General features: G+C 57.5%; 21 protein-coding genes and 1 riboswitch. Of the genes, 6 read left to right on the top strand and 15 right to left on the bottom strand.

Annotated features, from left to right (window positions below; all coding sequences use genetic code 11):
* The first annotated feature begins 30 nt into the window (after nt 1-30).
* The gene (locus tag KZX66_RS11160) at nt 31-645 is read left to right on the top strand and encodes a transcriptional repressor (RefSeq protein ID WP_248079339.1); all 615 of its coding nucleotides are present in this window, start codon (nt 31-33) and stop codon (nt 643-645) included.
* 5 nt (nt 646-650) lie between these two features.
* Here KZX66_RS11160 and KZX66_RS11155 read toward each other — a convergent pair whose 3' ends face one another.
* The gene (locus KZX66_RS11155; protein ID WP_017526905.1) at nt 651-1,502 is read right to left on the bottom strand and encodes a helix-turn-helix transcriptional regulator; all 852 of its coding nucleotides are present in this window, start codon (nt 1,500-1,502) and stop codon (nt 651-653) included.
* A gap of 191 nt (nt 1,503-1,693) precedes the next feature.
* Nucleotides 1,694-2,344 (bottom strand): hypothetical protein, encoded by a 651-nt coding sequence (locus KZX66_RS26435; protein ID WP_348983803.1) that lies wholly within the window; start codon nt 2,342-2,344, stop codon nt 1,694-1,696.
* A 277-nt stretch (nt 2,345-2,621) separates the two neighbouring features.
* Between KZX66_RS26435 and KZX66_RS11145 the strand changes: the two genes are divergently transcribed.
* On the top strand, nt 2,622-3,350 hold the full coding sequence (locus KZX66_RS11145; RefSeq protein ID WP_248079337.1) for an AraC family transcriptional regulator: 729 nt from the start codon (nt 2,622-2,624) through the stop codon (nt 3,348-3,350).
* A gap of 79 nt (nt 3,351-3,429) precedes the next feature.
* Nucleotides 3,430-4,374, top strand: coding sequence for a DMT family transporter (locus KZX66_RS11140; protein ID WP_248079335.1), 945 nt, complete (start codon nt 3,430-3,432; stop codon nt 4,372-4,374).
* A 124-nt stretch (nt 4,375-4,498) separates the two neighbouring features.
* Here the strand turns inward: KZX66_RS11140 and atzF are convergent, their stop codons facing one another.
* The 7 genes from atzF to KZX66_RS11105 form a co-directional block, all read right to left on the bottom strand.
* Nucleotides 4,499-6,262, bottom strand: coding sequence for an allophanate hydrolase (gene atzF, locus KZX66_RS11135; RefSeq protein ID WP_248079334.1), 1,764 nt, complete (start codon nt 6,260-6,262; stop codon nt 4,499-4,501).
* Complete coding sequence (uca, locus tag KZX66_RS11130; RefSeq protein ID WP_248079332.1) at nt 6,259-9,864, bottom strand: urea carboxylase; 3,606 nt, start codon at nt 9,862-9,864, stop codon at nt 6,259-6,261. Before uca ends, atzF begins: the two co-directional genes overlap by 4 nt.
* Before the next feature lie 205 nt (nt 9,865-10,069).
* On the bottom strand, nt 10,070-10,696 hold the full coding sequence (locus KZX66_RS11125; protein WP_248079330.1) for an urea amidolyase associated protein UAAP2: 627 nt from the start codon (nt 10,694-10,696) through the stop codon (nt 10,070-10,072).
* 10 nt (nt 10,697-10,706) lie between these two features.
* Nucleotides 10,707-11,420, bottom strand: a complete 714-nt coding sequence (locus KZX66_RS11120) for an urea amidolyase associated protein UAAP1 (protein WP_248079328.1) — start codon at nt 11,418-11,420, stop codon at nt 10,707-10,709.
* A gap of 19 nt (nt 11,421-11,439) precedes the next feature.
* Entirely contained in the window at nt 11,440-12,210 is a 771-nt protein-coding gene (locus KZX66_RS11115; protein WP_248079326.1) for an ABC transporter ATP-binding protein, read from the bottom strand.
* Nucleotides 12,207-13,022 carry an ABC transporter permease gene (locus tag KZX66_RS11110; RefSeq protein ID WP_248079324.1) on the bottom strand — a complete coding sequence of 272 codons (816 nt, stop codon included), beginning with the start codon at nt 13,020-13,022 and terminating at the stop codon, nt 12,207-12,209. Before KZX66_RS11110 ends, KZX66_RS11115 begins: the two co-directional genes overlap by 4 nt.
* A gap of 15 nt (nt 13,023-13,037) precedes the next feature.
* Nucleotides 13,038-14,105: a putative urea ABC transporter substrate-binding protein gene (locus KZX66_RS11105; RefSeq protein ID WP_248079323.1), complete on the bottom strand. Its 1,068-nt coding sequence runs from the start codon at nt 14,103-14,105 to the stop codon at nt 13,038-13,040.
* Between the two features lie 65 nt (nt 14,106-14,170).
* Nucleotides 14,171-14,273, bottom strand: a riboswitch (guanidine-I (ykkC/yxkD leader).
* A gap of 454 nt (nt 14,274-14,727) precedes the next feature.
* Here KZX66_RS11105 and KZX66_RS11100 point away from each other — a divergent pair.
* Nucleotides 14,728-15,669, top strand: coding sequence for a cupin (locus tag KZX66_RS11100; protein WP_248079321.1), 942 nt, complete (start codon nt 14,728-14,730; stop codon nt 15,667-15,669).
* A 33-nt stretch (nt 15,670-15,702) separates the two neighbouring features.
* On the opposite strand, the gene KZX66_RS11095 is transcribed toward KZX66_RS11100, so the two are convergent.
* A complete protein-coding gene (locus tag KZX66_RS11095; protein ID WP_248079319.1) occupies nt 15,703-16,611 on the bottom strand; it encodes a LysR family transcriptional regulator in 909 nt (302 codons plus the stop codon).
* A 184-nt stretch (nt 16,612-16,795) separates the two neighbouring features.
* On the opposite strand from KZX66_RS11095, the gene KZX66_RS11090 reads away from it, so the two are divergent.
* Nucleotides 16,796-17,212 carry a low affinity iron permease family protein gene (locus tag KZX66_RS11090; protein ID WP_248079317.1) on the top strand — a complete coding sequence of 139 codons (417 nt, stop codon included), beginning with the start codon at nt 16,796-16,798 and terminating at the stop codon, nt 17,210-17,212.
* 109 nt (nt 17,213-17,321) lie between these two features.
* Nucleotides 17,322-18,152 (top strand): exodeoxyribonuclease III, encoded by an 831-nt coding sequence (locus KZX66_RS11085; RefSeq protein ID WP_248079315.1) that lies wholly within the window; start codon nt 17,322-17,324, stop codon nt 18,150-18,152.
* Between the two features lie 94 nt (nt 18,153-18,246).
* Here KZX66_RS11085 and KZX66_RS11080 read toward each other — a convergent pair whose 3' ends face one another.
* The 5 genes from KZX66_RS11080 to KZX66_RS11060 form a co-directional block, all read right to left on the bottom strand.
* Entirely contained in the window at nt 18,247-19,866 is a 1,620-nt protein-coding gene (locus KZX66_RS11080; RefSeq protein ID WP_248079313.1) for a methyl-accepting chemotaxis protein, read from the bottom strand.
* Between the two features lie 175 nt (nt 19,867-20,041).
* On the bottom strand, nt 20,042-20,539 hold the full coding sequence (locus KZX66_RS11075) for a flavin reductase (RefSeq protein ID WP_065930110.1): 498 nt from the start codon (nt 20,537-20,539) through the stop codon (nt 20,042-20,044).
* A gap of 11 nt (nt 20,540-20,550) precedes the next feature.
* Nucleotides 20,551-21,510: a PDR/VanB family oxidoreductase gene (locus KZX66_RS11070; RefSeq protein WP_248079311.1), complete on the bottom strand. Its 960-nt coding sequence runs from the start codon at nt 21,508-21,510 to the stop codon at nt 20,551-20,553.
* Between the two features lie 50 nt (nt 21,511-21,560).
* Nucleotides 21,561-22,301, bottom strand: coding sequence for an SDR family NAD(P)-dependent oxidoreductase (locus KZX66_RS11065; protein WP_248079309.1), 741 nt, complete (start codon nt 22,299-22,301; stop codon nt 21,561-21,563).
* 11 nt (nt 22,302-22,312) lie between these two features.
* Entirely contained in the window at nt 22,313-22,789 is a 477-nt protein-coding gene (locus tag KZX66_RS11060) for an aromatic-ring-hydroxylating dioxygenase subunit beta (RefSeq protein ID WP_122461786.1), read from the bottom strand.
* Nucleotide 22,790 lies beyond the last annotated feature (1 nt).

Genomic DNA, 22,790 nt, shown 5'->3' with positions numbered 1-22,790 from the left:
GGATATCCGGCATAGCGAAGGAATACAGAGATGGAACCGCACGATGCCCAACCCCGGATCATTGACCTGATTACATCATTCGGTAGCAAGAACCTGACGTCAGGCAAACACATGATGAAGCACACCGCAGCAGCCAATCCAGAGGCCGGAGCGCCGACATCGTCTCAGGAACAACGATTGCTGGCGAGCCGACTGCGACCGACGATCGCTCGTACCAGAGTCTTGAACGCGCTGGAGAAGGCGACCCCGAACTGTCTAAATGCCAACCAGATGTCTCGTATCCTCAGCTCGCAATTCGACAGCTTCGCGCCGGGATCGATCTACGGAACGCTGAATGATCTCTGGACCGCTGGGTTGCTGGTTCGCACAGAAGGCACACATGGGCGCGCGTTCTATGCAATCAAACCGGAGGCGCCAAGCGACCAGCACGACACACTGCGATGTCATTGTGGCGCGCGGCTGGTTTTCATTGAAAACCTGGCGTTGCATGAACACCTGCAGTCGCTGGCGTCCGAGGAGGGCTTAGCTCTCGACGAGGAGTCAGTCTTCACCATCACCACAACATGTGCGAAATGTCGGCACCCCTGCAAGGAAGGGCCGCAGACGATGCAGGGCGGTCGGTGGTCCCGGGCCAAGACAGCCTGATCCAATCAGGGTGAGATTTCATCGGGGAGCATGATGCTGGGAACGGAAGCAAGCTCCACGCCACTCATGCGATCCGAGAGGTATCGTGCCGGAGGCTTGCCGACCGCCTTGCGGAACATGGTTATGAAGCCGCTGGCGTTTTCGTAGCCCAGCTCCAATGCCACCGTTTGCACGCTTTCACCCTTGGTCAAACGTTGAAGCGCAAGGATCACATGCAGCTGCCGGCGCCAGCGCCCGAAGCTCATTCCAATTTCATGCAGCAAAAGACGGCTCATGCTTCGCTCGCTCATGCCAATTCGAGTTGCCCAATCGGCCTTCGAGGTCTTGTCCGTGGGGTCGTCCAGCATCATTTCCACGAGGTGGCGCAATCGGGCATCACGCGGCATGGGCAGATGCAAGTCTTCCACCGGTGCCTCCACCAACTCATCGAGCAATACGGAAATCAGCCGGTCTTCCCTTCCCCCCTGCGCGTATGACTCAGGGAAACCGGCCACTTTCAGTAACAACTCGCGTAGCAATGGCGATACCGAAATCGTGCAACAGGTTTTCGGAAGGTCCGGTGCGGCGTCTGGCTCAACGAACAGGCAATAGCATTCCGTTTCACCTGCCCCCCGCGCCGCGTGCGGCAAGTCTCCCGGAATCCATATGGCGCACTGTGGCGGCACGATCCAGACACCGTCTTCAATCTCACAGTTGAGGATGCCGCGCAGGGAGTAGATCAGCTGTGCCTTGCGGTGCTGATGCGTCGCATTTTCCCAGTCCTTTGTTACCGAGGTGGCGCTCAAGGCCACAACGGGCCGCGAGACGCTGTCGACGTCCCAATTCACAGTTAGATCGGTGATTGCAATGCTAGACATGTTGTCTTGTCGAACCCAGGATGAAAGATGTGGCTTTGGCCTAATCGAAAAATACTATGATCAACTTATTCAATGACGTCTAGCCATTCCGAGGCCTGGATTAGGTCCAGCGAAGGCACTTACATTAAAGGCTATCACTACATCTGAAATTGCTTGACCAGCCTGTTCAATTCGACCGCTAGCTTTGTGAGTTAGGACGTCACAATAGCTGTCTGACTTGAGCCCTCTGCCGCTTGATTTGAAAGATCACGGATACTCGCCAGGCTCCGATCTACCTCCCTTGCAACCTGGGCCTGCCCTTCATCCAAGACCATGCCCGACGTGGCCGATACGTAGTACACGAAGTTCAATGTCTCGGTGAGTTGATCGCTCCAGTTGTCGAACATCTCGTTTTTGTTGGCATCTGCCTTTGCGGCCTGCTCGATCAACCGCTGCACCCCCGTGTGCAGGCGCTGCACGCGGTCACCGGTTTCCAACTGCGTGGTGAATTGGCTGTCAGTGGCGGCCAGTTTCGAAAACGCGTCCTCCAGCTTCGTCTGGTTGGCCGATAGATCGGCTCGAGCGGTTCTATCACCGCTGAGAAAGCGGTTCGTCAACGCGCGATGCAACATTGATAAGCGCAGCACAGGTGTGACGTGCAACAGATAGCGCTGGCCCAATTGTTCCGAGCGAATAACCGCAAGGCTCTCGTTTATCTGATGGATGACGCGCGTACCGAGTAGAACCAGAGGGATGAAGACAATGATTGCGAGCACACCGAATTTCGTGGAGACACGTAATCGGTCAGCCAGGTGTACGGCAATTCGTCCTTTGCGGTATAGCGGGTCCTTGAGGTCAAGCACTTCGACATAAGACAGTTCAGCCATCAGAACCGCTTCTGGCATTCTGCCTTCTATCGCTCCATAGTCAGGTTCGTAATGTCTGATGGATAAATATGGTGGGCCAACCTATGATTGCCGAAGTCTAGCTAGACGTAAGCGTATGGCCAATACAGATTGTGGGATCAACGGTCTGATCCGCAGATGTAAGAATCAGTGGCAAGCCTGACCTGACGCGGGTTCGCACTGGACGTTGTGGAACGTCAATCTTGGATAACCAGACGGGCCGGAAGGTGCAGTAATGTTTCTAAGTCTTGAAGTTCGCAGCTATGAGAGGGAAGACCGTCACCACCACCACGAGCATGCTCAATTGGTACTGCCGATTCGTGGCGAAATGAAAATTGACGTAAACGGTTGCGGCGGCTGCATTGATCAGTCATTGGCAGCGCTTGTGACACCTGGCTCGATCCATTCGCAGCAGACTAACCTCGATAGCCGTTTTTTAGTTTTGGACTGTGCGCCGTCGACTTTTGAAACGCTCCAGATCGAGCGTCTTGCTCAGAAAATATATGTGCCCATTTCCCCCGCAACTCGTCGGCTTATAGAGTTCGCTGAGCTAATCGGCAACGCACAATTGTCCATCGCGGCCTCCCAATTGGGGCCTCTGCTTTTGTCGTCCCTAACTCCGGGAATCTCCCGCTTTCCAGACCCCATGAAGCAGTTGATCGCTCGTGTTCAGGCGGATCCTGGAGCGAACTGGAGCAATGAAAGCATGGCTCAAGTAGCAAAAATGAGCATCAGTCAGATGCACCAACGTTTCCGGCTAATGTTCGAGATGAGTCCGCAAGCTTGGTTGACTGATTTACGCCTGCAAGAAGCTCAACGATGGTTGCGTGGAACCTCATTGACCATATCCGAGATTGCCTTGCGTGCCGGCTTTTGCGACCAGGCATCGCTTACCCGTGCAATGCAGCGCGTGAGGGCCACGACCCCGGCGGTTTATCGTAAAACGCAAAAACAGTCTGGGTAAAAAATCCCGTAGTTACCGACAATACTCCCCGAATCAGTTGCTCCAGACTTTACCCATAACGCTTTGGAGCGCGGATGAAATGGTTGCTGATCGATTACTGCTAAACGGCATTGTCTACGGAGTTTGCGCGGGCCTGTGTTGGGGAGTGATCTTCCTCGGCCCCCAGCTCACCCCGGGGCTGAGCGGCCTGCAATTCGCCGTTCTGAGATTTCTCTGCTACGGCGCAATTTCGGTGGCCTTGCTTATGCCCCGCTGGAGGCGTGTTTGCGCCAATCTCACTATCGTCGACTGGAAGTCACTCTTCTGGCTTAGCCTGATTGGGAATCTCATTTACTACACGCTAGTGGGCACCGGTGTGCAGTTGGTTGGCATTGCCACAACGTCTCTGATCGTCGGACTCATTCCGGTGTTCGTCACGCTGGCAGGTCGTCATGACGTCAACGCTATTTCTTTGCGCAAGCTCACTCCCTCGCTGTTCTGCGCTGTGGGCGGGGTCGTACTCATCAGCTGGCACGCACTGATCAACGGCGACAAGCCAGATATACTGACAAACCTCGCCGGAATTCTATGCGCAGCGGGCGCGTTAGTGACATGGAGTTGGTTCGCAGTGAGCAACGCTCGGCGGCTGGTTCAGGTAGCCAGCGTTTCCGCCCATGACTGGGCACTGCTGACAGGGGTCATGACTGGCGCTCAGTCACTGCTTTTGGCGGTACCTGTCCTGGGCAGGCAGGTAGGAACGCATGGCAACTCCGAATGGCTACACTTTGTCATGGTAGCCGGTGGCGTAGCGTTTTTATCTTCGGTTGTGGGTAATGCGTGCTGGAATCAGGCGAGCCGACTTCTACCACTGGCACTAAGCGGACAAGTGCTCGTGATTGAGACGTTAGCGGCGCTGGTTTTTGGATTTCTATGGGAGCATCGGCTGCCCGACTCATATGAAATTGCGGCGATTGCACTTCTGGTCACCGGTGTCGTGTGGTGTCTGAATTGTCATCGCACTCCCCGTCACTCTCCGGCTATTTAACTCGTACAAAGAGCAGGCGGGTTCAATCACTGGGCTGGACTGAGTCGGTCCGCATGAATGAGGCAAGCGCGTTCGAACTGAACGCGCTGCAACGGCCGAAAAAGGGGCCGCCCCATAGGAGATGTCATACCTGAGAGGTCAACCAGGCACGCCAGCCACCGTACTCACTGATATCGGCAGCACCTTCGAGGCCGTAACCTTCACATATGAAGCCGGTTTCCCAGCGACCGTCCTGAAGCTCTACCTTCCCCAACCCGAGAGGGGCTGGAATACCAGTGAGGAAGGAGCCCAGTTCCGAACTAGGCAGTTGCCAGACCTCGACAGCGATCTCAACGCCTCCTTGCGCAACACGTACCATGCCCGGACGTTTTAGCGGCCCGCCAGCCAGTGCGTACAGCCGATAATTAGGGGCGCTCACGGTGGCCTCCAGCAGGGTCGCGCCACGTTGCTTGAGTTGCCAGTTGAGCGCCAGGCCGTCGAGATGTGCCCCGCACACAACCACGCGGGACTGATCGTTACGGGCCGCATTGCCTGGAGTTTTGCCATCCTGATAGGCATTGGCAAGGCTCAACAGATATTGATCCGTAAAGGCTCTGCCAAACAGCGTCACGCCCCAAGGCAGGCCGTTGACCATGAGGTCGCTCGGTACGGCCACGGCGGCATAGTCGAGCAGGTTCATGAAGTTGGTGTAGTAGCCCAGTTCCGAGTTGCGCAGCACCGGCTCTGCGGCGAGCTCTGCCAGAGTAACTGGCCTGCCTATGGTCGGAGTCAGTACGCAGTCGAGGCCTGACATTACGCGGTCGCACGCGGCCTTTAGTGCTTGCATGCGATAGTGGGCGCGAAAGGTGTCGACCCCTGTCACCTCCGGGCCTTTAGCGAGAACGGCGTGGATCACTGGCAAAACTGCCTCTGGCTGCGTTCGTGCCAGCTCTCCAACCACGCTATAGCGTTCAGCCACCCAAGGGCCTTCGTACAGCAACCGCGCGGCTTCCAGGAACGGTGAGAGATCCAGAACTACCGCCTCGCCCCCCAGCCCTTTCAAGCGCTCAACGGCTGCGGCAAACAGGTCGGGCCCCTCGGTGCATCCGAAGAACTGGAGGTCTTCCTCGCGGGGTACTCCGAACCGGAAAGCGCTGACATGTCCAAACGCAGAGCCATCGTTCCAACTCGGGTTGGCTCGACTGTATTCGTCTTGAGGATCAAGCTCTGCAGTGAGCGCCAGCAGCCGGCTGGCCTCGGCTGCTGTCGCGGTGAAGGTCGTCACACAGTCCAGCGTTCGACAGGCGGGAACAACGCCGGCGGTGGATATCAGGCCTTTGGTTGCCTTTAATCCTACAAGGTTGTTCAGTGCGGCCGGCACTCGACCGGAGCCTGCGGTATCGGTGCCGAGCGCGAAGCTGGCCAGGCCCAACGCGACTGTCAATGGCGATCCCGCGCTTGAACCGCCGGATGGATACTCGTGCAATACGCTGTTGATGCAGGCGCCGTAGGGTGAGCGTGTTCCATTGAGCCCTGTTGCGAATTGGTCAAGGTTGGTTTTGCCTAGGGGCACTGCGCCAAGATTGATCAATTTCTGAACAACCGTCGCCGAGTGTTCAGGTGTATAGGCATAGGCTGGGCACGCCGCCGTCGTTGGGATGCCCGCCAGATCAATGTTGTCTTTGATGGCAAATGGAACGCCGTACAGCGGAAGGTCTTCGATCCTGCTGGCCTCAAGCGCGGCCAGATAGGGTTCCAGCTCTTGAACACTGAGCAGGTGGATGAACATATTGAAATCAGGATTCAGTGCCTGTGCCTGCTCCCTGAGCGCCAGGATCAGGCTGCGGGGAGAGAGCTGACCGCTGAGGTAGCGCGCTCTCAGCACTTCAAGTCTCAAATCGTCTTTCATGCTTTTTCTCCTTGTGCGGGAACAGGTTCGAGAACGATTACTCGTTGTCCGGCGCGTATCGCGCAGCCCGGTTCTACTAGAACTTGGCGAACGATGCCGGCGCAGGGGGCCAGCACTGGGATTTCCATCTTCATTGACTCAAGTACAACTAACGGCGTACCTGCGCAGACTTCATCATCAAGGGCGACCTGGACTTGCCATAGGTTGCCTGCAATGGGGCTCTCGATACCGGTTTGGTGAGGCGGCAAAAGTGCTTCTTCAGTGGCCGCCGCCACCGCCTCGTTGCTCTCGAAGTGCGCCTGACCGCTATCAATCCAACGCTGCCGTTCTGCTGCGAATGCAGCCTGCTGTTGGTCTCGAAACGCCTGGATGCTCTCGGCTTCTTTCGCGAGGAAGGCTTGGTAATCGGCCAGTCTCAGTTGGCGCTCCTCGATCTGCAGGTCAAATCGGCCGAGCGGAAAGTCACGGCGGATGCGAGTCAGTTCGTCAGCCGTGACCGGATAGAACCTAATCTGGTCAAAAAAACGCAGCAACCAAGGCTTGCCCGAAAAGGCAGCGACTTCTCGATAGCGATTCCACATCTGCAGCGTACGGCCCACAAACTGATAACCACCGGGGCCTTCCATGCCATAAACGCACAGGTATGCACCGCCGATCCCCACGGAGTTTTCCGCTGTCCAGGTGCGGGCCGGGTTGTACTTCGTAGTGACCAGTCGGTGTCTGGGATCCAACGGAGTTGCCACGGGTGCACCCAGATAAACGTCTCCTAGCCCCATGACGAGATAGCTGGCATCGAACACGGTTCGTTGCACCTCGTCGAGATTTGGCAGGTCGTTGATGCGGCGAATGAACTCAAGGTTGCTTGGGCACCATGGCGCATCCTTGCGTACGGTAGTCATGTACTTTTCGATCGCCAGCTGGCATGCAGGGTCGTCCCATGACAAAGGCAGATGCACGACACGCGAAGGCACCTGCAGGTCGCCTGCTGCGCACACTGCACCCCACTCACCGGCAACGATCTGAAGCAGGGATTTAAGAGGGAGTTCCTCAGGCTGATAGTGGACTTGCAATGAGCGAATGCCAGGCGTTAAGTCGATCACCCCCACCAGCTGTTTAGCTTCCAGCGCCTGCATCAATGCATGCCCGCGAAAGCGCAGCACTAGGTCAAGTTCAGGTGCGCCGATCTCCAATAGAAGATGAGTATCACCGGCTACACGGGCCACCAGGCGGGTGTCGTCCTGACCGATATCCAAAACGATCGGCGACAGTGGCTCGATGGATTGATCCCACTCGGCATCATTTTGTTCAGCTGACAACGCTGCGGTCGCAAGCTGACGGGCGCGGCTAAGGTTGGTTGGAACGAAGCGGATCTTGTCGCCAGCTTTGAGCTGACCCAGCTGCCATAGATCTGCCTCAATCACGGTCACTGGACAAACGAAGCCGCCCAGGCTTGGCCCATCAGGCCCGAGTATCACGGGCATATCGCCGGTGAAATCCACGGCACCAATCGCGTATGGGTTGTCATGAATATTGGAGGGATGCAGGCCGGCTTCTCCCCCGTCGGCACGCACCCACTCAGGCTTGGGCCCTATAAGGCGAACACCCGTGCGGCTGGAGTTGAAGTGCACTTCCCAGTCGGTTGCAAAGAACGTAGCGATGTAGTTCTCGGTGAAGTATTCCGGTGCTCCATGTGGGCCATAAATGACCTTTATGCGACGGAGCGCGCCCAGTGGAGGCTGTTCAGGAAGCACCGCCCCGACAGTTTTGTCTGTCAGCGCCGCCAGGTGGAGCACATCGCCTGCCCGAAGAGCTCGACCACAGTGTCCGCCAAATTGACCCAGGGTGAAGGTGCTTTTGCTACCGAGGTAGTCCGGCACCTGAATGCCACCGCGCACGCAGAGGTAACTCCGTGCGCCGGCACCCGCGATCGTGCCTACGTTCAGAATCGAACCCGAACTGACCAGTATCACAGCGTTCATGGCGATGTCCGTGCCATCGAGCGTTACCGGCACGACGGCTCCGGTCACCACCACCACCGCATCGGTATTGAACCGAAGTGTGGGCCCGCTCATGGTGATCTCCAATCCGGCCGTACTGTCGGGGTTACCCAACAGCCTGTTGCCCAAGCGCAGGGCTCGGCTGTCCATCGGGCCCGAAGGAGGCACTCCAACAGCCCAGTAGCCCAGGCGTCCTGGATAATCCTGGACGCTGGTCTGGGTGCCGCCACTCAATACTTCAAAGGTTTGCGCCTGATAGACCAGCCCCTCAAGGCAGCGAGTCCATGGTTGGCCACTGGCGAAGGGTTGATCCAGCAGAATTTGACGAAGGTAATCGCGGTTGGTCTCCACCCCGTAGAGCTGACTTTCGCCCAATGCCTTGTACAGTTGGAGGCGGGCCTGTTCTCGATCAGGCGCCCAAGCGATGACTTTGGCAATCATCGGATCGAAGTAAGGCGGGATTTCGCATCCAGCTTCAACCCATGTGTCGATGCGCAGTGCTTTTCCATCGGCCGTGGGAAAGCGCACGGCAGTTAACAGGCCGGGGCTGGGCTGGAAATCCTTGCCCGGATCTTCGGCATAAAGCCGCGCCTGCACAGCGTGACCATTCGGCTGCAACTGCGCGCCAATCTCGCTCAGCGGCGGCAGGTCGCCTGCGGCCAGCTGGATCATCCACCGAACCAAATCCACGTTCCAGACCTGTTCGGTGACTCCATGTTCGACCTGCAGACGCGTATTCACTTCCAGGAAATAGAAACACTGGTCATCGCTGTCGAAGACGAATTCGACTGTACCGGCACTCCGGTAGTTGACCGCTTTCGCAAGCTTGATCGCTGCTTCGCAGAGCGCCTCGACCATGCCTTTGGGAAGATTGGGGGCAGGCGTTTCTTCAAGCACCTTCTGGTTGCGTCGCTGAACGGAACAATCCCGAACCCCCAAGGCCAATACCTCACCCGCGCCGTCACCAAAGACCTGGACTTCAAGGTGGCGCGCGCGCTGGATGTACTTCTCGATGAACACGCCAGCGTCGCTGAAGTTGTTTTGGCCCAAGCGTTTGACCGTCTCAAACGCCTCGCTCAGCTCTTGCGCCGAACGGCATACACGCATGCCAATCCCACCACCGCCTGCGGTGCTTTTCAGCATGATTGGATAGCCGACCCGGGTTGCCGCCGTCAAGGCGTCCTCGACACTGTCCAGCAGGTCTGTGCCTTCCAGCAGCGGCACACCATGCTCGCGTGCGAGCGCACGGGCTGTGTGTTTGAGGCCGAACACACGAAGCTGTTCAGGCGTCGGGCCGACAAACGCGATGCCGGCGGCTTCGCAGGCCTCGGCAAACGCGGCGTTTTCAGAAAGAAAGCCGTAGCCTGGATGAATCGCCTGGGCACCGCTGGCTTTGGCCGCGGCCAGAATCTTGTCGACCGCGAGATAGGTTCCCGCGGCGGCGCCTTCGCCAAGGCTCAGCGCTTGGTCTGCCTCAAGGATATGACGGCTGGCGACATCGGCCTCTGAGTAGACGGCAACACCTTTTACGTCGAGCTCTCGCAATGTTCGTAAAATACGGCAGGCGATAGCGCCGCGGTTAGCGATTAGCAGGGTGTTGAACATGGATATCCCCTAAAGACGGCAGCTGTCCGCCTCAACTGGGTTGCGGGTCGTCCCGCAGTTTTTCGAAAGGTCGTGGGGCCGTCCCCAGACAGAGATCAGTCAGGCTTGCGAGGCTTGTCGTGATGATCGTCACGAGGTCGAACTTGGGCTGCGCGGCTTTGGCAAATCATGAACAGCCAAGCCCTCCCTGTGTGAAGCCAGGCCTTCATTCCCATATCAATAGCTCTGCTGGGGTGGGGTTATAGCCATTGCAGGGATTGTTCAGTTGAGGGCAGTTCGAGATGAGAACGATCACGTCCATCTCCGCCCGCAGTTGCACGTACTTGCCTGGTGCGGAGATACCATCCTCGAAAGTGAGGCCACCGTCTGAAGTCACCGGAACGTTCATGAAAAAATTGATGTTGGGGCTGATGTCACGTTTGCCCAGACGGCCATCGTGGCAGCAGGCACGTAGATAGTTGTCACGGCAGCTGTGCATATGGCGCTTGTCCAGCGCATAACGAACCGTGTTGCTTTCCTGCGCGCAGGCGCCACCGAGCGTATCGTGACGGCCACAGTTGTCCTCGACGATGGTCAGAAGCGCACGGCCCAGATTAGAGTAGAGGACGCTTCCAACCCCAAGGTACACATTGTTCTGCCGACGCAGTGTGCGCTGCACGTCGTAACGTTCACGGGGATTTGCAGCGCTGTAGAACAAGGTATCGATGGCCTGGTTACCTTCCAGATCCAGGATCCGGAGTATTTGACCTGCTTTGACTTCGGTCAGCCAGGGTTCGCCAGCGGGAATAGTGGCTCGATAAATGGCGGCTTCCGGATGCAGATGAGTAGTCATGAAATAGTCCTCAGGCGAACAAGCGGTCGGTGTTGGTAAACCCACGCTGATTTTCCGGGCGCGAAGTGCGGCAATGCTCAGCAACACTAGCGTCTGCATTCATGAAGGTCAGTTGGACGGGCTTGGGGCAATACTCGGGTGCAGGATCCATCGGATGCTGCAAGGCGGTGATAACGAACAGCGTGTCCATGGGCGCATACAGTTCGATGCAATCGCCGGCCTTGGAGTTTCCCTCTGCAAAACTCAGCCCGCCGTTGTTGTCCACATCGACGCGGCTGAACAGATTCAACACCATCGACAGGTCAGTCAGGCCCAGCTCCCATTTCCCCATCTCGACCAGCAGGTTGTCCGCGCCGTTACGGAAGAAGCCATTGCGCAACTCCTGATAGCGACCTTGGCCGTACTTTTCCTCGACCTCGTCAGCACACAGGACACCACCAATGCTGTCGCTCCACCCGCAGGTGTCGCGCGTTATAGCGGCGAGTACACGCCCCATGTCCGAATACAGGCAATGACCTGCGGTCAGCTTGGCTGTGTGCTGCCCTTTGAGACTGTCGGGCAGATTCAGGCGCTCGCTTTTTTCGTTCGCGTTGAAAAGCATCACGCTGACGTTGGCGCCGCCTTCAAGATCAGTGAGGCGCAGCATTTGACCGCGTTTTAGAACGAAGGAAAGGTGGCCACCACCTGGCAATAGCTCTTCGGAGAAAACGGTACTTTCACTCATGGAAACACCTCAATATTGATTAATGAGCGCCTGGCAATGCCGAGGCCAAGGTCAATTGGGCCTCGCTGCGCTTTGCGTTCAGCGGCAGGTCATAGGTGATGCGAGCGCCATAGGCGTATGGGGCATGAGGGTCAACGCGAACTTTGTCGAACACCATCAATCGAGTGCCCAAGCTGAACCCTTCACTAATATCGTGGGTGACCATGAACACGGTCAGCCGTGTCTCACGCCAAAGCTCCAATAGCAGTGCATGCATGTCCTTGCGGATGCCGGGATCGAGTGCGCCGAAAGGCTCATCCAACAGCAGCACCCGAGGCTTCATGATCAGGGCCTGAGCGATGGCAAGGCGCTGTTGCATGCCACCCGACAGTTGCGACGGGTATTTCTGCAAAGCGTGGCCAAGCCCCACTTTTGATAACAAATGGGCTGCCTCGTCCCTGGCGGCCCGTTTACGCTGGCCGAACAGGCGTCCTATCAACGGCGCGTTTGGAAGTTCCAGTCCCAAAGCAACGTTGTCCAGCACGCTCAGGTGCGGGAATACCGAATAGCGCTGGAACACAACGCCCCGGCCAGGATCCGGTTCAGCGACCAGCGGACGCCCGTCCAGCAGTATCTCGCCCTTAGTGGCTCTTTCTTGGCCCAGCAATAGTCTTAAGAAAGTGGACTTGCCACAGCCTGAAGTACCGACCATGGTGCAGAACTCGCCTTCGGCAATGCTCAGATTCAGGCCTTCGAGCACCACATGGTCGCCGTATTGCTGCCACACGTTGTTGACTTGAATAAAGCTCACGGGCGTGCCCCCTCGTACCATGGGAACGCTCGGCGGGTGAGGGTCTTGAGACACCAATCCATAAGCCAGGCCAGGAGGGTAATCCACACCACATAGGGGAGAATCACGTCCATGGCCAAATAGCGCCGCACCAGGAAGATCCGATAGCCCAGCCCATCCTCTGATGCAATGGCTTCAGCTGCGATGAGAAACAACCAGGCAGAGCCAAGAACCAGGCGAAGCGAGATCAGCAAACGCGGAAGCAACTGTGGGAGTACGACGCGCAAGATCAGCGTCCAGGTCGACGATCCCAATGTTTGAGCCTTGATAAGAAGCTCTACGGGTATTTCACGCGCACGCTGTTCGAGATCCCGCGCCAGGATCGGGGTGATGCCGATCACTATCAGCATCACCTTCGAGACCTCGCCAAGGCCAAACACAATGAACAGGATCGGCAGTATCGCCAGAGGTGGCACCATTGATAAAACAACCATCAAGGGTGACAAAGTTGCGCCGAAGAGCGGCAACGTACCTGCAGCAATACCGAGGCACAGCCCCACCAACGCGCTCACACCCAACCCGATCGCCAAACGCTGCAAACTGGACGCCGTGTCCTGCCACAGAAGATAACTTCCGCTGCGTTTGTCCTCGGTAAAGGCCATGCGCTTCACGGCATCGGTCATTTGCACTGCGCTTGGCAGCAGCTTGTCATTGGGATTTTCCGCAAGCCGTTGTGCTGATCCTAAAAAGTAGGCGCTCAGCAATAGAACGAACGGAAGGATGACCAGCAACAACCGCGTTGGGCGATCCGGGTGGCGATTAATCAATTGCATAGCGCGCCCCCCTGGTCAAAGCTTGCCGTCAACGGCCATCTGTACGTAGCTAGGATCGAAGCGCAGTTTGATGTTCCCTTTATCACCCCGGACGACGTCTTGAGCGAAGCTCATCCCCACGGCGCTACTGTCTTTTGCGCCCTCTCCGAGCAGCCCGTGCTCAAATGAAAAGTTAGCGACCTTGGCCATCGTTTGCGCAAGCTCGGGGCTCTTCGCAAAATCAAGCGCCTCTTGGGCGGTGTAGAAGAGCTGAGTCGTCGCGAGCTGTGACTTGAAGCCAGCCAGATCGGTGCCAGAGGCTTGGGCCATGTGCTCCAGCGCAGCCTCGCCCTCAGGCCCTTTGCTTTTCATCAGTGCCATCACCTCGAACCACGCACCGGTAAGCACTTTGCCCAGGGCGGGATTGTCCTTAAGCGTCTGGCTGTTGACGACCATCATGTCCAATATTTCGCCAGGGATCTTGCTGGAGTCGAAGACCTTGGTGACATTTGGCTTTGCCGCGATATCGGCAAGCATCGGGTTCCATGTCGTTACCGCTTGAACGTCTTCGGTGTTGAATGCTGCGGTTATATCCGCATCTGACGTGTTGACCACTTTGAGGTCTTTTTCCCGCAGATCCACAGTGTCGAGGGCTCGGGCCAACAGGTAATGTGAGACCGATAGCTCAACGAGGTTGACGTCCATTCCCTTAAGGTCGGCAATCGTTTTGCCAGTGCCTTTGATGACAATGCCGTCATTTCCGTTGGAGAAATCGCTGACAATCAGCGCAGTGCTGTCGACGCCACCTGCAGCGGGGATGGTCAGTGCGTCCATGTTGGTCATGGTGCAGCCATCGAACTGGCCGGCGGTGTACTGGTTGATCGACTCTACGTAGTCGTTGAGTTGAGTGACCTTGACGTGAATGCCATATTTCCTGGCCCACTTATCGACTACGCCCTGAGCCTGCGCGTACTCCCAAGGCATCCAGCCCGCATAGATCGTCCAGCACACATTGAAATCCGTCTTCGCAGCGGCGTATGAAGACGTGCTTGTAATCAAGGCGATGCCTGCAGCCAGGCAGACGGAGAGCAGAGGATTTCTCATGGTAGGACTCCAGTTGAGGATGGACGGGCAAGGAGCAGCGCAACACCTGTGCAAGCAGGTGGTCTGTCTCCCGGGCTTTTATCCCGCCGTGTAACCTCAACTAGAGGTCGTCAGCTCTCGGCCCAGACGCTCACTTTTCAGTGAACCGGAACCCTAGCCAACCATTTTCAAATTGTGGTGCGTTCAACTTTAGCTGCTCCCGCACACCTGAGGACTAGCGATAATCATGCCAATGACCAGAGATCAACCGGGTGTGTGCCGTTGCCATTGAACTACGGGGGCTCAAACGGCAATGGATCGCAGGTTGCCGTGACGATTAAAGCTCTACCACTTTGAACTGTCGCACCACGCTGGGGCTCTGCGCGCCAAAATGGATCGTAACTATTTGCGCAAGCCGCCTGGTGCCACACCGGGTGGCAGGTTGATAGTCGCCCCAATCGACTGCCCCCTACCCCACCCTTTCAAAGCCAAAATCCCGAAACAATCAACACCCCTTTGCACACAAGTGATGTGTGGGTGCGGTCCTTCATAGCGCCGTAGCACGCTCGTATATTGAATCCACCGTGGCGCGCCGGCTCCTGCAGCGTGCTGATGATGAGCCCCCAATAAACGAGACTTCATTATGAACAATGCAATCCAGCCGCATTTAAACCCGGAAGTACCTGCACACGAGATCGATGCCGAATACTTCGAGTACAGCAAAGCGGCAAACCCGATCAGCGCAAACCTGATCACCCGCATCCCTTACCAGAGCTTCCCTGCTTCGCTCTATGATTCGGGGCCATCTCGAACCGTTGCGCTCGATTTGAGCGAACAACTGGCATGTGAAGGCCCGGCAACCGGTCCTGGTCTTTGCGCCAGTTTTATTCGACTCAACGCCGGCGATGAGGTGACATTGGCGCCCAACGCGACCTCACAGGTTTTGTATGTCATCGATGGCAGCGGCAGCCTTGCCTACGGTGACGAGGCGTTTGAATGGACGAAAGGCTGTTTTATCGCGCTGCCTGGGATGAACAGCACACTCCTCAAAGCGTCGGCGGATGCCCGGTTCTACTGGGTCCATGATGAGCCTCTACTGCGCTACCTGGGCGTGAGCCGAAGTGAAGACCGCTTCACCCCGACGCTGTACCCGGCGGATGTCGCATCGGCAAAACTCCGTGAAGCCGCCGAGGATCCACGTGCACAGGATCGCAGTCGCATCAGCATTCTGCTGGGTAACAGCCACTTCCCTCAGACACGTACCGTGACCCACGTGCTGTGGGCGATGTACGGCATCCTCCCGGCCGGCTCGATCCAAAAACCCCACCGGCACCAATCCATCGCCCTGGATTTCATCATTGACTGCCCTACCGGGTGCTATTCGCTTGTCGGGACGGAACTGGACGAGAATGGCCAGATTCGCAATCCAACACGGGTAGATTGGACACCTGGCCTGGCGTTCGTCACACCACCTGGCTATTGGCATGCCCACTTTAACGAGTCCGATCGCGAAGCCTTTTTGATCCCGATTCAGGACGCAGGTCTGCAGACCTATCTGCGATCGCTGGATATTCGGTTCAGCTGATGGACGCTCGGTATGACTCGTTCATACCGGGTTTTATCGCTGCCACACAGGCGGGTCAGCCAGGCGCTCAGCCATGAAATCAATGAAGCAGCGCACCTTCGAAGAAACGATTCGCTTCGGCGGATAAACAAACCAGACAGCACACGATTCCTGTGCGGACTTGACCTCCCAATCCGGCAGCCAGCGCACCAGTCGACCCTCGCGCAAACTGGCGCTGGCAAGCCAGTCCGGGAGCAATGCCATCCCCAGCCCGTTGCTCACCGCGATTAGCCGAGCGTCCAGATCGTTTATCCAAAGTGCAGCGCCAACGGGCAGCGACACTTGTTCGTTGGCGTTGGCCCATATCAAGGCTTCAGGGCTCTCACGCCCGGCGATCAGCATGTTGACCGGCAATTGTTCAGGGCAATCCGGGTGAGGATAACGCGTGGAAAACGCAGGACTCACACACAGGAAAGTCTCCACCTCAGCCAACTTTCTCGCCTTGAGATTGGAGTCGGCCAACCTGCCGATACGAATAGCAAGGTCGATTCCAGTGGCGATCAGATCGACGTGTGACTCTTCAAGACTGAGATCCAGTGTGATGTCGGGGTAACGCCCAATAAACTCGCCCACCAGAGGAAGTATGTGATGACGTGCAAACGCAGGCGGCAGACTGACCTTCAATCGTCCTCGGGGGTTTTGATTAAGGGCGGACGTCGCCGCCCGCGCCTCTGACAATTCAAAGAGGACTTTTTGGGCGTGGTGCAAGAACGTTTGCCCACCCTCCGTCAATGCGAGTTTGCGTGTAGAGCGATTGAACAGTGCGATGCCGAGATCTTGCTCCAGATCTTTGATGTAACGCGAAACCGTGGACGCTTTGATACCCAAACGCCCTGCAGCTTTGGAGAAGCTGTTGTCGTTGGCAGACTCTACGAAAGCCGTCAGTGCTGCTAGGTAGTCCAAGTGCGCCTCTCTGGATTGTTCGCCCTACCGCGTCGACTCACAGACCTATGAGCTTTCAGGTCCGCCCAGTCACGGAGCCACCTTCGCGAGGAATCATCGCACAGCCGACGAGCGGTTAAAATGTAATAAAGAATTTCAAGTTTTTGGATGGTCTATTGGGTAGGTACAGCAAGAGACCACATTCATGACATTCGCACGTTTCTGCCAGGCGCTGTCCAACTGGGCAGGCAGCTCCAAAACCTTTCTCTTAGCTATCGTGTTGATAGGCGTCTGGGGCCTGACTGGGCCGTACTTCCATTACAACGACACGTGGCAGCTCATCATTAACACGTCGACCACCATCATCACCTTCCTGATGGTGTTCCTTATCCAGAACACACAAAACCGCGACAATGACATTTTGCATCTCAAAATTGACGAGCTGATTCGAGCCACCCAGGATGCGCAGAACGCAATCCTTTGCTTGGAAAAGCTGAGTTCAAAAGACCTGCGCAGGCTTCGTGATCAGTACAGCTCCCTGGGTGAAACTCATCTTGAACCTACTGAGACAGGCGGCGCGCCGACATTAGACGCTCGGCCTCATTCGACGCACAGTGAATGAGGTCCAGACCTGCTGCCTTTTCTATCTCGATAGAGCGCTTGGCAATCAATAGGGCCTACCTTCAGCAGGCGATATCCCACCGTTGGGAACCCAACCAAGGATCCCGGTAATGCAGAACCTCAAGATCGCCACCTTCAACGTAAACGGCATAGGGGCGCGCCTGCCAAACCTTCTGCAATGGCTTGAGAGAGAGCGCCCGGACATCGTATGCCTGCAGGAATTGAAAGCGCGGGACAGCGCTTTCCCGGCAGGCGAACTTGAGACGGCTGGCTATGGTTCGCTGCACCATGGCCAAGCGGCCTGGAACGGAGTAGCCATCCTTGCACGCGATTGCGAACCCCTTCTGATTCATAAAGGCTTGCCGGGTGCCGAGGACGATTCACAGTCCCGGTACCTGGAAGCGGCTGTTCAGGGTGTCATTGTGGGTTGCCTGTACCTGCCCAATGGAAACCCGCAACCGGGGCCTAAATTCGATTACAAGCTGGAGTGGTTTGAGCATCTGATTACGCATGCCGAGGCGCTGCAAGCCAGCGAACATCCGGTCGTGCTTGCGGGTGACTACAACGTTGTGCCCACCGACTTTGACATCTACAACACCCGCTCCTGGCTTAAGGATGCCCTCCTCCAGCCAGAAAGCCGCGAATGCTTTCAGCGGCTGTTGCGCCAGGGTTGGATCGACTCGGTGAGGCACCTGTATCCCCAAGAGCGGGTGTACACGTTCTGGGATTATTTCCGTCAGCGCTGGCAGAAGAATTCCGGTTTGCGCATCGACCACCTGCTGCTCAACGCGGTCCTTGCGCCCCACCTGAAAAACGCCGGCGTTGATGCATGGGTGCGGGATCAGGCGCATGCCAGCGATCACGCACCGACCTGGATCGAGCTTTCATCCCGGCGAACCCAGTCAGCAAACAAGCCAAGGGCCCCGCGTAAACCACACTGAACCCGCCGCGACTGACTCCGAGAAACCAGCAAGGGCGCGAACGCATCCGGCGCGCCAGTCCGCAGCGCCCCATAAGCGTCTCGAAAGCCCTATGTCACACCACAAACCGGCTAACCAACTGATTCAGGTTAACCGCCAGTTTTGACATTTCACCGCACGCACTGGCCGTCTGGCTGGCACCCGCCGCGCTCTGCGTTGCCAGCTCGCGAATACTGACCAGATTGCGGTCCACCTCGCGCGCAACATGCGACTGCTCCTCAGAGGCCGTGGCGATCATGAGGTTACGCTCATTGATCTGAACAATAGCGCTCGCAATTTGATCCAGTGAGGTGCTGGCTTCCTGGGCGACGCCAAGTGACTCGGTCGCCAGATCTCGGCTGGTATTCATCGCTTTTACGGCCAGGTCAGAATCGTTCTGAATGGCGGCAATCATCTGCTCGATTTCCTGGGTCGACACCTGGGTGCGATGGGCCAACGCTCTGACTTCATCGGCGACGACCGCAAACCCACGACCTTGCTCTCCAGCCCGCGCGGCCTCGATGGCGGCGTTCAGGGCCAACAGATTGGTCTGCTCTGCAATCGCCCGAATCACCTCGACAACTTTATTGATGCTCTGGGCACGATCCGACAGCCCTTGAATCTGTTCGCTGGTGTTTTCCACGTTGCCGTTGAGCTTTTGAATGGACATCAATGTCTGAGCCACTCGCGCCAAACCGACCTCGGTATAGCCCTGGGTACGCTTTGACTCTTCGGAAGCTGACTCCGCGTTGCGAGCGACCTCGTCAACTGCCGCGCTCATTTCCGTGACTGCTGTTGCCGCTTGGTTGACCTCGTCATTTTGCACGACAAGACCCCGGCTCGACTCCTCAGTAACCACCGTCATCTCTTCGGACGCTGATGCCAGCTGGGTGGAGGAGTCCGATATCTGCATGATGGTGGCGCGCAGGTTTGCCTGCATCTTCGCCAGCGCGCTCAACAGCCTGCCAGCTTCATCAGTTCCGCTGACCACTACCTCCTTGGAGAGGTCACTGGCCGCGATACGCTCAGCGACGGACAACGCATCGTTAATTGGAGACGTAATACTTTTCGTCAGCAGTAATGCCAATCCCACCGTCAGAATGACCACGCCCGTGATAAGGCCGACAACCAGCCACAGGCCATGGTTATAAAGATCCGTCGCGGTTTGTCCTGCTTGGGCTGCACCTTCATCGTTAAAGGTGGTCAAGGCCTTGATCTGCTGCTCCAGCGTGTTCGTGACCGGGCGGATGCTGGTAGTCACCAGACTGGCTGCGGTGGCTAAGTCGCCCTGTCTCATCAACGGCTCGAGAAGGTCCAGCTGTTTGGAATAGGCGTCGGCACTGTTTTTTACCGCCGTGTAAAACGAGCGTTCTTTATCACTCGCGATCAGAGGCTCATAGTTCGCCACTGCATCCTTGAATGCCTTGCGATGGCCCGCGAAGCTATCAATGTTCTTCTGAATGGACTGAGGGTCAGCAAGGCCTCGCTGGATTTCGAGCCTCAGGCGAAGGGTGGTGGTATTCATCAACGCTGTTTGGCGGATGCTGGCCATCCAATTGAGTTCAACGTCTTTTTCAGCATCCCTGAGCTTGCCCATTTGCAGGACTGCAAATACGCCCAGAACAACAACAAGCGCGATGATAGAAGCGAAAAACAGGGCAGCTCGTGGAGCTAAATTGAGGTTTCTAAGGCGCATACGAGATTCCGGTTTCCCACTGATGGTTGGCATGTTCAAAAAGTTATCGACCTGAAGTCGCAAACGTTGAGCACGCCGTTGAAAAGCCGGTGGTTCGCCCGTGGGTGCCGTCCCTGGCCAGAGCTGTTCGATCAAACGGTGTTGGCCGCCCATCCGCGCTGGGTAGCTCTGCCACTCAACAGGCCTTGGATGCCTCGCCCAAACGGTGGTAAGCACGGTTGAAATAAACCAGGCCCTCGTCCGCGCCGCTTTGGCGAATGGTCTGAACCTCACAGTAGAAGATACTGTGGGAGCCCACTTCATGGACCTGCACGATCCGGCAGTCGAAATTCACCAGCGCTTGCAGCATCACCGGCGCACCGCTTTCAAGCGTGGTCCAGCCTGTGACGGCAAAACGCTCATCCATGCTCAACGTGCGGTCGGCAAACGCGCCCGACAAATGCTGATGATCGCCGCACAGGGTGTTCACACACACGGTGCCGTTGCGCTTGAAATGCTCGTTGGAATGGGAGGAACGGTTCATGCACACCAACAGCGTGGGCGGTGAATCGGTCACGCTGCATACCGCCGAGGCGGTAAAACCGAACCGGCCTGCCACGCCATCGGTGGTGATGACCGAAACGGCACCGCCCAACATGGCCATTGCATTACGAAAGCTGCCTACGTCTACCATGATCGTTCCCCTTAGATATCCAGCACGAGTTTTTTGGATTTGGCTCGTGAACAGCACACTAGAATTTGGTCATTGCCGGCCTTTTCATCGTCCGTGAGGTACACGTCTCGATGGTCCGGCTCGCCCTCGAGCACATCGCACAGGCAAGTGCCGCATACGCCCTGCTCGCAGGAAATTTCGATCTTGATACCGACCTGCGCCAGCGCGGCAAGAATGCTCTGCCCTTCGGCCACCTGAACGGTCTTGCCACTGCGCGCTGCAACCACCTCAAAGCTGCCCCCTGAGCTGTCCACGTCCACCTGGAAATATTCCTTGTGGATATGCGCGTCGGTGTAGCCCTGGTCGCGTGCGCCCTGGATCACCCAGTCCATAAAACCTGCGGGGCCGCAGGTATACATGTGCACGCCGGCCTCGCCCTTGCCCAGCACCTTGGCCAGGTCGAGCTTCTGCTCGGGCCCTTCATCATCGAAGTGGGTGAACACCTGCGCGGCAAACGGTGCGCTGGTCAGCTCCGCAAGGAACGCACTGCGCCCGCGCTCACGCCCGCAGTAATGCAGCTCGAAGGTCTGACCGGCCGCGTACAACGCATAGGCCATGGCGATCATCGGCGTGACACCGATACCGCCACCCAACAGCACCGAACGCCGCGCGTCGGCCGCCAGCGGAAACAGGTTGCGCGGCACACTGATCTGCAATTCACGCCCTTCGAGCAGGGTGTCATGCACCCCCACCGAACCGCCGCGCGAGGCCGGGTCCTTGAGTACACCCAGGCGATACAGGCTCGGGTCGGCAGGGTTGCTGCACAGCGAGTACTGACGCACCAGCCCCGGCCCGATATGGATATCGACGTGCGCACCGGCATCAAACGTCGGCAGCGGCGCGCCGTCACGGCGGGTCAGGTCCAGGACGACAACGCCGTCCCCTTGCAGCTCGCGCTTGCGCACGACTACGTCCAACAGTTCTTCAGTCATGGCCGTTATTCCATGGAGTTCGCAAAGGCCGCCGTGGCGGCCGCTATCAGTCAGCGCATGAACAGGCCGCCATTCACATCCCAGGTGGCCCCGGTCGTGAAATAGGCTTCGGGCCGTGCCAACTGCACAATCAAGTCACCGAGAAAGTCCGCGTCGCCCAGGCGTCGCACTGGAATATTCGCCAGCAGGCCCGGCAGGCGTTCGGCTGGAATCGCCGCGCGCACCGCCGCCGACTCGATCGGGCCGGGGGCGATTGCGTTTACCGTGACCCCGCGTGCGGCAAATTCCTTGGCGAAGATTTTGGTCAGCGTCACGATGCCGCCCTTGCTCGCGGCATAATGCGCGCCGGTCGCGGTGCCGCCGTTCTGCCCGGCCAGGGACGCCATGTTGATGATGCGTCCATAGCCGGTCTCGGCCATGTACGCGCCCAGCACCTGGCAGCCGAGGAACACACTGCGCAGGTTCAGGCCGACCACAGCGTCGAATTCCTCGGGGCTGATCTGCATCAGCGGCGTGGTCTTGGTCACGGCAGCGTTATTGACCACCACGTGCAGCGCGCCGAAACGCACCAGCACCTGCTCCAGCCCCGTTTCGAAATCGGCCTTGCTGCCGGCGTCCAGTTGCAGCGCGAGCGTGCGCTCACCGGCCGGGTCCAGCTGTTTGGCGCAGGCTTGCGCTGCTTCAAGGTTGAGGTCGGTGATCACCACCGAATACCCCGCCCGCAGCAGGCTGGCGCAAAAATGCTGCCCCAGGCCCTGCCCCGCGCCCGTCACCAATGCGATCTGGTTCATGTCGGCGCTCCTTAAAGGATGTAGCCGATACCGGCAAGGGCATCGTCACTGTTGATCAGGCTGACCACTTTGCGCTGGATCTTGAAACCACCCTCGCTGCGGATCAGTTGGTAGGTGAGGTCGGCGCTGTAGAACTTCAGGCTTTCCTTGCGGAACTCACGGATGTTCTGCGCGCAGCGCACCGTCACCTGCATCCCGTCATCGGCCAACACCCGGAACCGCGACTGCATGCGCACCGTGCGCGGTTGCGGGCTGGTGGAAATCGATTCGCCGCCGGTCAGGCGCTGCACCCGCAGCTCACGCATATGATGGTCGTCGTAGGCGTAGTTGAGGGTGTTCTCGAAATCGGTTTCCCTGGGGTCAATGGGAATGATGTAGGTGCCCTTGTCGGTCCACATCTTCAACCACCCGTCGTATTCACCGTGGTCCAGCATGTCGCCTTCCTGCCAGATGAAAGCGGTCACTTCTTGCAGTAATTGCAGGTTCATA

This window comes from Pseudomonas sp. EYE_354, assembly GCF_023148575.1.
Taxonomy (GTDB): Bacteria; Pseudomonadota; Gammaproteobacteria; order Pseudomonadales; family Pseudomonadaceae; genus Aquipseudomonas.
The sequence above is the reverse complement of the archived record's forward strand: the minus strand, read 5'-3'. Positions and strand labels throughout refer to the sequence as shown.